Annotated in this window: 10 protein-coding genes and 1 pseudogene; 5 read left to right on the forward strand and 6 right to left on the reverse strand. The window is 69.4% G+C overall.

Annotated elements, in window-relative coordinates; all coding sequences use genetic code 11:
• Window positions 1-58 precede the first annotated feature (58 nt).
• Genes QFZ76_RS32360 through QFZ76_RS32375 form a run of 4 tightly spaced genes read left to right on the forward strand, consistent with a single transcriptional unit; the run spans window position 59 to window position 6574 of the window.
• Entirely contained in the window at window positions 59-1327 is a 1269-nt protein-coding gene (locus tag QFZ76_RS32360; RefSeq protein WP_307677007.1) for a glycosyltransferase, read from the forward strand.
• Window positions 1324-2982, forward strand: a complete 1659-nt coding sequence (locus tag QFZ76_RS32365) for a glycosyltransferase family 39 protein (protein WP_307677008.1) — start codon at window positions 1324-1326, stop codon at window positions 2980-2982. Before QFZ76_RS32360 ends, QFZ76_RS32365 begins: the two co-directional genes overlap by 4 nt.
• Window positions 2979-4172 (forward strand): glycosyltransferase family 2 protein, encoded by a 1194-nt coding sequence (locus QFZ76_RS32370; RefSeq protein ID WP_307677009.1) that lies wholly within the window; start codon window positions 2979-2981, stop codon window positions 4170-4172. Before QFZ76_RS32365 ends, QFZ76_RS32370 begins: the two co-directional genes overlap by 4 nt.
• A complete protein-coding gene (locus QFZ76_RS32375; RefSeq protein ID WP_307677010.1) occupies window positions 4169-6574 on the forward strand; it encodes a galactose oxidase-like domain-containing protein in 2406 nt (801 codons plus the stop codon). Before QFZ76_RS32370 ends, QFZ76_RS32375 begins: the two co-directional genes overlap by 4 nt.
• Window positions 6575-6580: 6 nt before the next feature.
• On the opposite strand, the gene QFZ76_RS32380 is transcribed toward QFZ76_RS32375, so the two are convergent.
• The 4 genes from QFZ76_RS32380 to QFZ76_RS32395 all read right to left on the reverse strand — a co-directional run bounded on the left by QFZ76_RS32380 (window position 6581) and on the right by QFZ76_RS32395 (window position 10373).
• Entirely contained in the window at window positions 6581-7315 is a 735-nt protein-coding gene (locus QFZ76_RS32380) for a Mut7-C RNAse domain-containing protein (protein ID WP_307677011.1), read from the reverse strand.
• A 33-nt stretch (window positions 7316-7348) separates the two neighbouring features.
• Window positions 7349-7978: a TetR/AcrR family transcriptional regulator gene (locus tag QFZ76_RS32385; RefSeq protein ID WP_307677012.1), complete on the reverse strand. Its 630-nt coding sequence runs from the start codon at window positions 7976-7978 to the stop codon at window positions 7349-7351.
• Window positions 7979-7983: 5 nt separating this feature from the next.
• The gene (locus QFZ76_RS32390; RefSeq protein ID WP_307677013.1) at window positions 7984-9543 is read right to left on the reverse strand and encodes a DHA2 family efflux MFS transporter permease subunit; all 1560 of its coding nucleotides are present in this window, start codon (window positions 9541-9543) and stop codon (window positions 7984-7986) included.
• A gap of 116 nt (window positions 9544-9659) precedes the next feature.
• On the reverse strand, window positions 9660-10373 hold the full coding sequence (locus QFZ76_RS32395) for a hemolysin III family protein (RefSeq protein ID WP_307677014.1): 714 nt from the start codon (window positions 10371-10373) through the stop codon (window positions 9660-9662).
• A 339-nt stretch (window positions 10374-10712) separates the two neighbouring features.
• Between QFZ76_RS32395 and QFZ76_RS32400 the strand changes: the two genes are divergently transcribed.
• Window positions 10713-12536, forward strand: a complete 1824-nt coding sequence (locus QFZ76_RS32400; RefSeq protein WP_307677015.1) for a phosphoenolpyruvate carboxykinase (GTP) — start codon at window positions 10713-10715, stop codon at window positions 12534-12536.
• Window positions 12537-12736: 200 nt separating this feature from the next.
• Here the strand turns inward: QFZ76_RS32400 and QFZ76_RS32405 are convergent, their stop codons facing one another.
• Complete coding sequence (locus QFZ76_RS32405) at window positions 12737-13339, reverse strand: hypothetical protein (RefSeq protein ID WP_307677016.1); 603 nt, start codon at window positions 13337-13339, stop codon at window positions 12737-12739.
• A 74-nt stretch (window positions 13340-13413) separates the two neighbouring features.
• Window positions 13414-13767, reverse strand: a pseudogene (locus QFZ76_RS32410) (hypothetical protein); the annotation flags it as partial.
• Window positions 13768-13899 lie beyond the last annotated feature (132 nt).

Genomic DNA, 13899 nt, shown 5'->3' on the forward strand with positions numbered 1-13899 from the left:
AGTGACGCGACGGGGGTGACTCACCGTCGCGACAGGGGGTTTGGGCCTGGGGGGTCTGTTGCTGACGTCTGTAGTTATCGCTGCCGTTTCGCTTGCCTTGTTCTGGATGGCGGCCTTCACCTTGTGGTGGCAGATGCACGCGTGGCGTACGCCCGAAGTGCTCGCCTCCACCCGATTCCACCGACCGGACGGCGGGGAGAGTCTGTCCTTCTCGCTGCTGCTTCCGGCGCGCCACGAGCAGGCGGTGCTCGACCACACCATCCAGCGCTTGCTGGAGTCGAGCCACACCGACTTCGAGATCATCGTGATCGTCGGGCACGACGACCCGGAGACCACGGCGGTCGCCTGCGACGCCGCGGAGCGCGACCCGCGCGTGCGGGTCGTCGTCGACACCCACGAGAAGAAGAACAAGCCGAGGGCCATGAACACGGCGCTGCCGCACTGCCGCGGCGACGTGGTCGGGGTCTTCGACGCCGAGGACCAGGTCCACCCGGAGCTGCTCGCCCACGTCGACCACGCGTTCCGGACGACCAGGGCGGATGTCGTGCAGGGCGGTGTCCAGCTGATCAACTTCCACTCCAGCTGGTACAGCCTGCGCAACTGCCTGGAGTACTTCTTCTGGTTCCGCTCCCGGCTGCATCTGCACGCGCAGAAAGGATTCATCCCGCTCGGCGGCAACACCGTCTTCGTACGGACCGACGTCCTGCGGGAAGCCGACGGCTGGGACCCCGACTGCCTCGCCGAGGACTGTGACCTCGGCGTGCGGCTCTCCAGCATCGGCAAGAAGGTCGTCGTCGCCTACGACTCCGACATGGTGACCAAGGAGGAGACTCCCGGTTCGCTGATGTCGCTGCTGAAGCAGCGCACCCGCTGGAACCAGGGCTTCCTCCAGGTCTACCGGAAGAAGGACTGGAAGCAACTGCCGGGCTTCGGGCAGCGGTTGCTCGCCCGCTACACCCTCATGACGCCGTTCATGCAGGCCTTCACCGGCGTCATCATCCCGCTCAACGTGGCGATCGCACTCTTCCTCGACGTGCCTGTGAGCATCGCCTTCATCACCTTCCTGCCGCTCGTCACCGCCATGGTGACCTTCGTCTTCGAGCTCGTCGGACTGCACGACTTCGGCAAGCAGTACGGGCTCCGCGTCCGCTTCGTCCACTACGTCAAGCTCGTCGTGGGCGGCCCCTTCTACCAGGTCCTCCTCGCCGGGGCCGCGATCCGCGCCGTCTGGCGCGAGCAGCGCGGCCGCAACGACTGGGAGCTGACCACTCATGTCGGCGCGCATCTCACACCGTCCGAAGTGACCCGAGAGGACGTCCCTGCGTGACCTCCACCCTTCCCGCGGTGACCACTCCCCAGGTCCCCGCGCAGAGGCAGCCTGCGCCTGATACCGGTTCGGCCGGTCGAACAGCCCCGCCGAGCCAGCTGCGTTCCTCCCGCACCGACCTCCTGCTGTGCGGCGTGCTCCTCGTCGCCATCCTGGTCGTGCAGGGCTGGAACATCGCCGACTACCCGACGCTCAGCGACGACGAGGGCACCTACCTCGCCCAGGCCTGGGCGGTCCAGGAGGGCAAGGGCCTGGCCCACTACACCTACTGGTACGACCACCCGCCCCTCGGCTGGATCCAGTTGGCCCTGCTGACCTGGATACCCTCGATGATCAGCCCCGAGTCGATGACCGTCGGCTCGATGCGCGCGACGATGCTGCTGATCAGCGGCATCAGCGCGGTGCTGGTCTACGTCCTCGGCCGGCGCCTCTCCCTGCCCCGCTGGGCCGCCGGCCTCGGCATGGTCCTCTTCGGACTCTCGCCGCTCTCCGTCGTCCTCCAGCGGGAGATCTTCCTCGACAACCTCGCGGTGATGTGGACGCTGGTCGCGTTCACCCTCGCCGCCTCCCCGAGCCGCCACCTGTGGCATCACTTCGGGGCGGGCATCGCGGCCGCCACGGCCGTGCTCACCAAGGAGACGATGCTCGTCATCCTGCCCGCGCTGCTGGTCACCATGTGGCGGCACAGCCACAAGGACACCCGGAAGTTCGCGGTCACCGGCGCCATCACGGCCTGCGTGCTGATCGGCTTCTCGTACCCCCTCTTCGCGCTCCTCAAGGGCGAGCTGCTGCCCGGCGGCGGCCACGTCTCCCTCTGGGACGGCGTCAAGTACCAGATGACCAGGCCTGGTTCGGGCTTCATCCTCGACCAGGGCTCCGGCTCCTGGGGCGTCTTCCAGTCCTGGCTCTACTACGACCGGGTCCTGCCCCTCGGCGGCCTCGCCGGCGCGCTTCTGCTCCTGGCCACCTGGCGCTGGTCGGTCACCGCCCGGGCACTGGCCGGTCCGGCCCTGACGGTGGCGATCCTCGCCGCCCTGGCCCTGCGCCCCAACGGCTACCTGCCCGCCATGTACGTCATCCAGGCGCTGCCCTTCCTCGCCCTGGTCCTCGCCGGAGGCACCGCGTCCGTCGCCCACGCCGTGCTGCGCAGATGGCGTGACCCCGACGAGCGGCGGTGGCAGACCGGCGGCCGGTACACCCTCGCCGTGGTCCTCGCCATCTCCGCCGGCGCCTATGTCGTACCGCGCTGGTACGACGGTGCCCGCACCGCCGTCACCGTCGACGCCAACGCGCCCTACGAGGCCGCCTCGAAGTGGCTGAGCACCGAGGTGGCAGACCCCGAGGACACCCGGGTACTCGTCGACGACGCGATGTGGCTGGACCTGGTGCACGCCGGGTACCGGCCCGGGCTCGGCGTCATCTGGTTCTACAAGGCCGACCTCGACCCGGCCGTCACCAAGACGATGCCGGGCGGCTGGAGGGACATCGACTACGTCGTCGCCTCCCCGACGGTGCGGCGCGACGCGGTCGACCTGCCCAACGTCAAGGCGGCCATCCAGCACTCGAAACCGGTGGCCGTCTTCGGCACCGGTGAGGACCGGATCGAGATCCGGCAGATCCAGTCCACCGGCACCGCCGCGGGAGGCGCCCGATGAGCCAGGAATCCACCGTCCCCGGAGAGCTCGACGATCCGGCCGTACGCGCGGCGGAGGTCCCGGAACCGGGCGCCGTCACCATCGTCGTACCGACGTTCAACGAGTCCGCCAACGTCCGCGAACTCCTTCACCAGATCACCGAGTCGGTGCCGTCCCGGCTGCCCTGCGAGGTCGTCTTCGTGGACGACTCGACCGACGACACCCCCGAGGTCATCCGCGAGGCCGCGAAGGACTGCCCCTTCCCGGTGACCGTCCTGCACCGGGACGAGCCGGTCGGCGGGCTCGGCGGCGCGGTCGTCGAGGGCATCAAGGCGGCCGGGTCGGACTGGATCGTCGTCATGGACGGCGACTGCCAGCATCCGCCCTCGCTGGTGCCGGAGCTGGTGGCCACCGGCGAGCGGGCGGGCGCCGGCCTGGTCGTCGCCTCCCGCTACATCAAGGGCGGCAGCCGCGCCGGACTCGCGGGCAACTACCGGGTCGCCGTCTCACGCGGCGCGACCTGGCTGACCAAGTCGCTCTTCCCGCGCAAACTGCACGGCATCAGCGACCCGATGAGCGGCTTCTTCGCCATCCGGCGCAGCGCGGTCACCGCCGACGCGCTCCAGCCCTTCGGCTACAAGATCCTGCTCGAACTGGCGGTACGCAACCGCCCGCGCCAGGTCACCGAGGTCCCGTTCGTCTTCCAGGAACGGTTCGCCGGCGAGTCCAAGTCCAGCGCCCAGGAGGGCTTCCGCTTCCTGCGCCACCTGAGCGGACTGCGCACCGCCTCCCCGGTCGCCCGCATGATCGGCTTCGGGCTGATCGGCGCGACGGGGTTCGTGCCGAACCTGCTCGGCCTGTGGGCGCTGACCGCGGTCGGCATGCACTACCTGCCGGCGGAGGTCCTCGCCAACCAGCTCGGCGTCGCCTGGAACTTCGTGCTCATCGAGCACCTGCTGTTCCGCGACCGCCGCCGGCACCGGCAGTGGTGGGACCGCGTCGGAAGGTTCGCGCTGCTCGCCAACGCCGACCTGGTGCTGCGGATCCCCTTGATCGCGTTGTTCGTCCACCGGTTCGACATGGGCGCGCTGTCCGCGACCGCGCTCGCACTGGTGACGACCTTCGTCGTGCGCTTCGCGGGGACCGAAGCGCTGGTCTATCTCCCGCGCAGGGGGCTGCGCGGGAGCTCTACAGCAGGGAGAGCCGCGTGAACAGACACCGCAGGAGATCCGCCCTCCTGGCCGTGACAGGCCTGACAGCAGGCCTGCTCCTCACCGCACCACAGCCCGCGTCCGCCGCCAACCTCATCAAGAACCCCGGCTTCGAGACCGCCGGCACCGACGGCATGCCGTACTGCTGGGAGAAGTCTGGCTGGGGCGACAACGACTTCACCTTCACCACGACCGCCGACGCCCACTCCGGCACCAAGGCCATGAAGGTCGAGCTGACCCGCCGGGCCTCCGGCGACCGCAAGGCGCTGATCACCGAGTCGACGGCGTGCGCGCCGGTCGTGACGGCGGGCAAGCAGTACGACCTGGGGCTCTGGTACAAGACGACCACCCCGGACGCGTCCCTCACCCTCTTCCGGCACGACACCACGGCGGGCTGGCAGTACTGGACCGACCTCAAGACGCTGGACCTGGCGGGCGCCTGGACCCAGGCGTCGGTCCGCACCCCCGCGGTCCCGGCCGGCACCGACCGTATCTCGTGGGGCGTCTCGGTCTACGGCACCGGCTCGGCCACCACCGACGACTACACGATGGACCAGGTCGCCGACCCGGTACCCCAGCCCGTGTGCACGGGCACGGCAGCGGAGTGCGCCAACGGCAGGTGGGACGTGCTGCCCACGAAGAACCCGGTGCGCTCCATGCACTCCGTCGTCCTCAACAACGGCAAGGTGCTGCTGATCGCGGGCTCCGGCAACAGCGAGGAGCAGTTCAACGCCGGGACGTTCACGAGCGCCGTCTACAACCCGGCCACCGGCACCTACAAGGTCATCCCCACGCCGAAGGACATGTTCTGCTCCGGGCACGTCCAGCTCCAGGACGGCCGCGTCCTCGTGATGAGCGGCAACAAGGCGTACCCGGTGGCGGGCGGACACGGCTACGAGGGCTACAAGGACTCGTACATCTTCGACCCGGTCACCGAGACGTACAGCAAGACCAACGACATGAACGACGGCCACTGGTACCCGTCGGCGACCGCCCTCGGCAACGGTGACGTCATCTCCTTCGGCGGACTGAAAGAGGACTCGACCGGCTCGGTGACCGCCGAGTACTGGTCGGACGCCGAGCAGCAGTGGCAGCCGCTGTGGAAGGTCAACCAGACCTGGTCCTACTGGGGCCTGTACCCGTCGATGATCCTGATGCAGGACGGCCGCCTCTTCTACTCGGGCAGCCACACCTTCGGCAACAACATCCCGGGCACCGGATCGGCGATCTACGACTACAACGCCAACACGGTCACGCAGACGCCGGGCCTGCAGAACAAGGACGAGCGCGACCAGTCGGCGAGCGTGCTGCTGCCCCCGGCGCAGGACCAGAAGGTCCTCACCCTCGGCGGCGGCAACATCGACTCCAACCCGGACGCCAACCGGCTGACCGACGTCATCGACCTCAAGACCGCCAACCCGGCCTACGTGGCGGGTCCGCCGATCCCGCAGGGCACGGTCGACCTGGGCAACGGCCCGGTGCCGCAGACCGGCAACCAGGGCAAGATGTACGTCTCCGCCGTCCTCCTGCCCGACGGCAAGGTGCTGGAGACCGGCGGCGCGCTGCACAACCGGGCCGACCCGGTCTTCGAGTCGTCGATCTACGACCCGGCGTCGAACACCTTCGACCCGGTGGCCGCCGACCCGCAGGCGCGCGGCTACCACTCGTCCTCGTTCCTGCTGCCCGACGGCCGGGTGATGTCGACCGGCGACAACCCGGGCAACGGCACCTGGAATCACAACGTGTCGATCTACACCCCGCCCTACCTGCTCAAGGGCACGCGTCCGTCGATCACGTCGGTGATCGACACCGAGTGGAACTACGGCGACACCCAGCGGATCACCGTCGACCGCCCCATCGCCAAGGCCGAACTCATCCGCCCGGCCGCGGTCACCCACTCCTCCGACCCGAACCAGCGGTTCGTGGACCTGCCGCTGTCGGTGGACGGCAACAACATCGACCTGAACGTGACGAGCAACCCCAACATCGCCCCGCCCGGCTGGTACATGCTCTTCGCGGTTGACGCGGGCGGCGTGCCGTCGGTGGCCAAGTGGGTGCACCTCCAGGGCCCGCAGGCCCTGAGCGCCACCGACGCCTCGGCCCACGTCCACTCCTTCGCCGACTCCCTGGAGGGCACGGTCCAGGAGCCCGGCAAGAAGAGGGCCTCGCAGAAGGTCAGCCCCACCGTCTCCGGCTGCGACCCGCACTACGGCTCGATCAACGTCTGCGTGCCGACCGCCTTCCCGGACGAGGTCAAGAAGACCACGGCCGCCCGCTGTGCCTGGCTGAAGAAGAACGACTACGGCCGCCTCAAGGTCAACGGAAAGGACGACCCGCTGAATCTCGACCGCAACAAGGACGGCATCGCCTGCGGAAAGGCTGATGTGAAGAAGAAGCGTTAGCCCCGGTCAGTTCCGGTCGGCGAACTCTTCGAGGGCGCGCTCCACGATGGCTTCCAGCTGCTCGTGGTGCGCGCCCTTCCAGTACGCCCGGCCGCACTCCCGGCACTGCGCGAAGACGTCGTACGACCGCTGTGTCCCGCCCTGCAACTGGTCGGCCACCTCTTCCTTGGTGGCCTCCCGCAGCAGGCCGTTGCAGGCGATGCACCGGGTCCACGGGTCCAGCTCGGGGCGGAACCGGTCCAGGACGTCCCGGAGCTGGTCCTCGGGGCGGGTGCTGTAGATGAACGCGCCCGCCCACAGTTCCCGGCGGCGCAGGAGGCCGCGGTCGCGGCTGAGCATGACGCGCCGCTCGGCGGCCGAGCGGGTGGCGAGGGCAGGGTCGCCGATGTCGGTCGACTCGTACGCCGTGTCCACGCCGAGCAGGCGCAGCCGGCGGGCCAGGGTGCCGAGGTGGACGTCGAGGAGGAAGCGCAGGGGAGCGCCGGGGACCCGCTGGGGGCGCTCCACCGGGCGTACCCGCACCGACTGGCCCGCCGCCGGGAGGTGCGACACGGCGACCTCGCGGCCGTCCACGACCAGGGCGCCGACCTCGGTCAGCGGGACGCCGAGGGACTCCACGACATGGCCGAGGGTGGAGACACCGTCGGTGGCGACCGGGGTGGTGCCGGACCGTCGTCCGTGGGGGACGAACAGGGCGAGTTCGGGGGCGAATTCGACGTGGATCTCCGGTGCTGCGGTCACCGGATCAGGATGTCACGGCCGCGGGCGCCGGCCTCAGGAGACGTCCGGGGAGAGGCCGTGTTCGATGACGTCCAGGGCCCGGTCGAGCAGCTCGGTCAAGTCGTCCCGGAAGTCGTTCTCGGCCCAGTACAGGGAGATCTCCGCGAGTCCGCCGATCAGGGACATCGCGTAGACCCGCACCTCCAGGCTGTCCTGAGGGCGGCCGGTGCGGGCCGCGACGGCCGAGGCGAGCAGCCTGCCGGTGACCGACATGCTCTCCATCATCCGGGCACGCACCGCGGGCACCTGGACCATCAGGTGTGCGCGCAGCCGGGTGACCTCGGGTTCCTCCGCCCTTGCGAGACCGATGGCCCTGCGCGTGACGTACCGCAGGGAGTCCGGCCACGGCTCGTCCGCCGGCCGGGACCGCAGCTCGTCCAGGAGCATCGCGTCGTACTCGTCCGTGAGGACGATGTCCTCCTTGGTCGGGAAGTAGCGGAAGACCGTGGACGGCGACACCTCGGCGCGCTCGGCGATCTGCTCGATCGTCGTGGCGTCGTAGCCCTGCTCCTCGATCAGCGCGTACGTCGCGTCGCGGATCGCCGTCCGGGTCTTGATCTTCTTCCGCTCACGAAGTCCCAGCTGGGGGAGGTCGGTGGGGGGAGAGGTGCGTGCGGGCGTCATGGGGGTCATTGTCGGGCATCGGCCTCGGCGGCGGCCAAGTCCGGGGTCTCGGAGCTCTTGGTCACGGGGGTGTTCGGCAGGAACGCCGCCGCCAGCAGCGCGGAGACGAGGGCCGCGACCCCGCACACCAGGAGCACGACGCCCATGCCGTGGACGTACGCGCTGTTCGCGGAGGCCGCCAGATCGGCAGCGCCGCTCTGCCGGGCGACCAGGTGCGCGGCGACCACGGAGTCCCCGGCGGTGTCGGCGGCCCGCGCGGACAGCCCGGTGACGTCGAGCCGGTCGCGATAGGTCTCGGCGAGCAGGCTGCCGAGCAGGGCGATGCCGATCGCGGCACCGACCTGGCGGAGCGTCATGATCAGACCGGAGCCGCTGCCTGCCCGGTCGCGGGGGAGCGCGCCCAGGGCGCCGTTCATCGCCGGGACGACCGAGAAGCCGAAGCCGACGCCGGCGACCGAGAGCCACAGCGCGGCGAAGCCGTAGCCGGAGTCGACGGTCGTACGGCTGCCGAGGAGCGCGGCGAAGGCCAGCACCACCAGTCCCGCGCTGACGGCGGCCCGCGCGCCGAACCGCTCGACCACCGGCTGTGCGGTTCTGGCGGCGACCATCAGCCCGCCCATCATCGGCAGCAGCCGCAGACCGGTGCCGAAGGCGTCATGCCCGAGGACGGCCTGGAGATAGGGCGGCAGGACGAACAGCAGGCCCGACAGGACGAACATCACCAGGGTCGCGGCGAGCGTGTTGAACAGGAAGCCGCGCTGGGCGAGCAGCGTCATGTCCAGCATGGGCCGCACCGTCCGCCGCTCCCGGAGCACCAGCCCGGCGAGCAGCACGACAGCCGCGGCGAACATCCCCAGCACCAGCGGGTCGCCCCAGCCGCGGGTGGGCGCCTCGATGATCGCGTAGATGAGCGCGCCCAGCCCGCTCGCGGTGAGCGCCGTGGAGAGGGTGTCGACCTTGGGGGAGGAGGGGTCGCGGGTCTCGGGCAGCAGGAAGACGCAGGCGGCGATGCCGATCGCGGCCATCGGGACGTTGACCAGGAAGACCGAGCCCCACCAGAAGTGGTCGAGGAGCCAGCCGCCGATGATCGGGCCGAGCGGCAGGCCGAGCGCGGAGGCGGCGGAGATGATGCCGACGGCCTTGGTGCGCTCCTCGGGCCCGAAGAGCGAGGGCAGGACGGAGAGGGCGAGCGGGGTGACCAGCGCGCCGCCGACGCCCATCACCGCGCGGGCGACGATCACCGCGGTCACGTCCCCGGCGAGGGCTCCGACCACGGAACCGGCCAGGAAGACGCCCAGCCCGGCGATCAGCATCAGCCGCCGCCCGAACCGGTCGCCCAGCAGGCCCGCCGGGAGCATCAGCGCCGCGAAGACGACGACGTAGGCGTCCGCCATCCACTGTTGTTCGCCGGTGGTTGCGCCGAGGTCGCCGGCCATCGTCGGCAGCGCCACGTTCAGGATCGTCATGTCGAAGCCGAGGGTCAGCATGCCGGCGACGAGGGCGGCGAGCGCCCACCAGCGGCGGGGATCGGGCTGCGCCTCGGAGGAGGGAGTGACAGTAGCCATGAAATGAGAGTAGCTCTCAATATCTAGTTACTGTCACTCTTTGGAGCGGCCGGAGGCTTTCGGGCATGCAAAAAGGGCCACGGCTCGAAAGCCGTGGCCCTGAGGCGAGACGGGTGCTACGCGTGCTGGTACGCCACCAGCGAGATCCCGACGTAGTGCGCGATGAACGCCGCCAGCGTGAGGGAGTGGAACACCTCGTGGAAGCCGAACCAGCGCGGTGACGGGTTCGGGCGCTTGATGCCGTAGATCACTCCACCCGCGCTGTAGAGCAGGCCGCCCACGATGACCAGCACGAGGACGGTGATGCCGCCCGAGCGCATGAAGTCGGGCAGGAAGAAGACGGCCGCCCAGCCCATCGCGATGTAGCAGGGCGTGTACAGCCAGCGCGGGGCGCCGACCCAGAAGACGCGGAAGATGATGCCCGCCGCGGCCGCCGCCCAGATGCCCCACAGCAGCCACTGACCCTTGGCGCCCGGCAGGAGCAGCATCGTCAGCGGGGTGTAGGTGCCGGCGATGATCAGGAAGATGTTGGCGTGATCCAGCCGTCGCAGGATCCCGTCCATGCGAGGGCTCCAGTTGCCCCGGTGGTACAGCGCGCTGACGCCGAAGAGCAGGCAGGCCGTCAGGGCGAAGATCCCGCAGGCTAGGCGGCCTCTGGGGGAGTCGGCGAGGGCGGTGAGCACCAGGCCCGCGATGAGTACGGCCGGAAACATACCCAGGTGCAGCCAGCCGCGGAGCCTGGGTTTGACCGGATGCGGCAGGGAGGTCGCGACCGGACCGCGGCCTGCGGCCGAGGTGTCCGTGGTCGCGTCGGGGACGGACGCATTCATGCGGGGCATCGTACCTACGGAACCGTAAGTTGCGGGTCGGTGCGACCCGTTGACCGATGAAGAGTGGCCATCATCTCACGGGGGTTTGACGGGAGTCCCGTTCCTGTCGCTTCAAAGGTGGTTCAGCTGAATCCCAAGTAGACGCAAAGTGGCGATTTTACACGTGGTAATCCTCACTCCGCTCATCTGTACGGCCCTCTGGACAGATGGGCGAACTCGTCGGATGATCAAATGAGTGCGGTCGACACCGGATGAGCGCCAGAGGGAATCGACGCGAAGCATCCGGGTCGCGGCCCCCACGGGGCAACAAAGGACAAAATCCCTCACTTAGGAGCAATCGTGGCGCGCGACATCGCGGCTCCCCCCGTCATCCCCACCACCCACAAGGAACTCGTCTCGTGGGTGAACGAGATCGCAGAACTGACGCAGCCGGACAGCGTGGTCTGGTGTGACGGATCCGAGGCCGAGTACGAGCGCCTGTGCGAGGAGCTCGTGGCGAAGGGCACCTTCAAGAAACTCGACCCGATCAAGCGGCCCAACTCGTACTACGCCGCCTCCGACCCGACCGACGTCGCCCGCGTCGAGGACCGGACCTTCATCTGTTCCGAGAAGGAAGAGGACGCGGGCCCGACCAACCACTGGAAGGCTCCCGCGGAGATGCGGGAGATATTCCAGGGCGAGAAGGGCGTCTTCCGCGGCTCGATGCGCGGCCGGACGATGTACGTCGTCCCGTTCTGCATGGGCCCGCTCGGCTCGGACCTCTCCGCGATCGGCGTCGAGATCACCGACTCCGCCTACGTCGCGGTGTCCATGCGCACCATGACCCGCATGGGTCAGCCGGTCCTGGACGAGCTCGGCTCCGACGGCTTCTTCGTGCGTGCTGTGCACACGCTCGGGGCGCCGCTGGAGGAGGGCCAGGAGGACGTCCCGTGGCCGTGCAACAGCACCAAGTACATCTCGCACTTCCCGGAGACCCGCGAGATCTGGTCCTACGGCTCCGGCTACGGCGGCAACGCCCTGCTCGGCAAGAAGTGCTACGCCCTGCGCATCGCCTCCGTCATGGCCCGCGACGAGGGCTGGCTCGCCGAGCACATGCTGATCCTCAAGCTGACCCCGCCGCAGGGCGAGTCGAAGTACGTCGCCGCAGCTTTCCCGAGCGCCTGCGGCAAGACCAACCTCGCCATGCTGGAGCCGACCACCCGCGGCTGGACGGTCGAGACCATCGGTGACGACATCGCGTGGATGCGGTTCGGCGAGGACGGCCGCCTGTACGCGATCAACCCCGAGGCCGGCTTCTTCGGCGTCGCGCCCGGCACCGGCGAGCACACCAACGCCAACGCGATGAAGACGCTGTGGGGCAACTCCGTCTTCACCAACGTGGCGTTGACCGACGACAACGACATCTGGTGGGAGGGCATGACGGAGGAGACTCCGGCCCACCTCACCGACTGGAAGGGCAACGACTGGACGCCGGAGTCCGAGACCCCGGCCGCCCACCCCAACGCCCGCTTCACCACCCCCGCCTCGCAGTGCCCGATCATCGCGCCCGAGTGGGAGGACCCCAAGGGCGTGCCGATCTCGGCGATCCTCTTCGGCGGGCGCCGCGCCACCGCCGTACCGCTGGTGACGGAGTCCTTCGACTGGAACCACGGCGTCTTCCTCGGCGCCAACGTGGCCTCCGAGAAGACCGCAGCCGCCGAGGGCAAGGTCGGCGAGCTGCGCCGCGACCCGTTCGCCATGCTGCCGTTCTGCGGCTACAACATGGGCGACTACATGGGCCACTGGGTCGACGTCGCCAAGGGCAAGGACCCGGCGAAGCTCCCGAAGATCTACTACGTCAACTGGTTCCGCAAGAACGACGAGGGCAAGTTCGTCTGGCCCGGCTTCGGCGAGAACTCCCGCGTCCTGAAGTGGATCGTGGAGCGCCTGGAGGGCAAGGGCGAGGGCGTCGAGACCCCGATCGGCATCCTGCCGGCCAAGGGCGCTCTCGACACCGGCGGCCTCGACCTCTCCGAGTCCGACCTGGACTTCCTGCTCACGGTCGACAAGGAGGTCTGGCGCGAGGAGGCCTCTCTGGTCCCCGAGCACCTCAACACCTTTGGTGAGCACACGCCCAAGGAGCTGTGGGACGAGTACCGCGCCCTGGTGCAGCGCCTGGGCTGAACCGGCCCCCCAAAGACGCCGCGGCCGGCTCCGATCTGCCCTGACCAGCACCATCGTCACGGCCGGCCGCGGTGGCAGTACCTCAGACCGGCGAGACTTCGTACAACGGCGTGCGGGGTCCTGGGCCTGTCGTCGTGCGGTCCCGTCAGCCCCGACGGGAGGAGCGCGGCGACAGGCCTTCGCCTGTGCTCACTCTGTGTTCACTTGGAGCGGTCCTCCAGGTACCGCGTGTGCGACTCCTGCCGCCGCGCCTCCGTCTCCCGCAGGCCCGCGGCCAGCCGCTCGGCCTCCTCGTGCAGCAGGGTCAACTGCCGCTCCAGGTGCCGTTCCGGCGACTCCTGACCCGGCGCGAGCCGCGTCCACCACCGGGTCCGCACGAACGTGTCGACGGCCTCGGGCACGTCCTGCCGTACGGCCCGCGACAGCGTGTGCACGCCCTCCGGGTCCTGGACGAGCACCTCCGTGACCCAGCCGGGATCCAGCAACGCGGCCAGCAGCTCGGTCAGTTCGGTGAGCCGGCCCGCGGCGGCGGGCGGCAGCTCGACGTCCGCGAGATAGTCCTTGAGCCGTTCGAAGTCGTTCCGGATCTCGTCGAGCTGGGCGGACGGGTCCGGGAAGTCGGGCAGCGCCGGCCGTTCCGGCGGGGCGATCAGGGCCCCCGCCCCGTACAGACCGCCCACGACCACGGGCCAGTACGGGCCCGCGACCCCCACGAAGGTCAGCGCCAGGCCGGCCAGCCCGCCCGCGCTCCCGGCGATGTTCTTGCGGGACTCGAGATAGCCGAGCAGCTTATTGGTAGCCACGGATCTCCTCGAAGGCGCCGTCCAGCGAGCCCTGCTGGGCGTCGAAGAGGCGGCCGCCGGTCAGTTCGGCGTTAGGCGGCCATCTTCAGGGTGCCGCGGTTCTTGTCGAAGACGGCGAGTCCGTTGTCCGCGAGCACCTCGGCGGCATCCCGGTGGGCCACGACGACGAGCGGCGAGTGGAAGGGCACAGGCAGAGACTGTCTGGCTTTGTACTTCGCGGCGAGCTCGTCGGCGGGCGCCTGGCTGGACGGGAAAGCGAGGTCGAACCCCGTGAGGTCCTGTCCCTCCATGGCCCAGGAACCGGAGGTCTCGGCCTTCACGGTGTAGCCCTTGTCGGCGAGGGCCTTCACCACGTCGCGATCGGCGAAGAACTCCGCCTTCTCCGCTCCGATCACTGCGCGCACGGGCTTCGTTGCCGTGCTCTTGTCATTTACGTCCTTGGGTTCCCGCCGCCGCTACCGGGATTCATTCGCGACGCGGAGCGTCCGGTGTCCTTCCGGCGGAGCCGGACTGTGTGGCTGCGGGAGCAGTGAGGGTTCGTACGAATGTTCCGTCGTGAC

It is taken from the genome of Streptomyces sp. V4I2 (genome assembly GCF_030817655.1).
GTDB classification, from domain to species: domain Bacteria; phylum Actinomycetota; class Actinomycetes; order Streptomycetales; family Streptomycetaceae; genus Streptomyces; species Streptomyces plumbiresistens.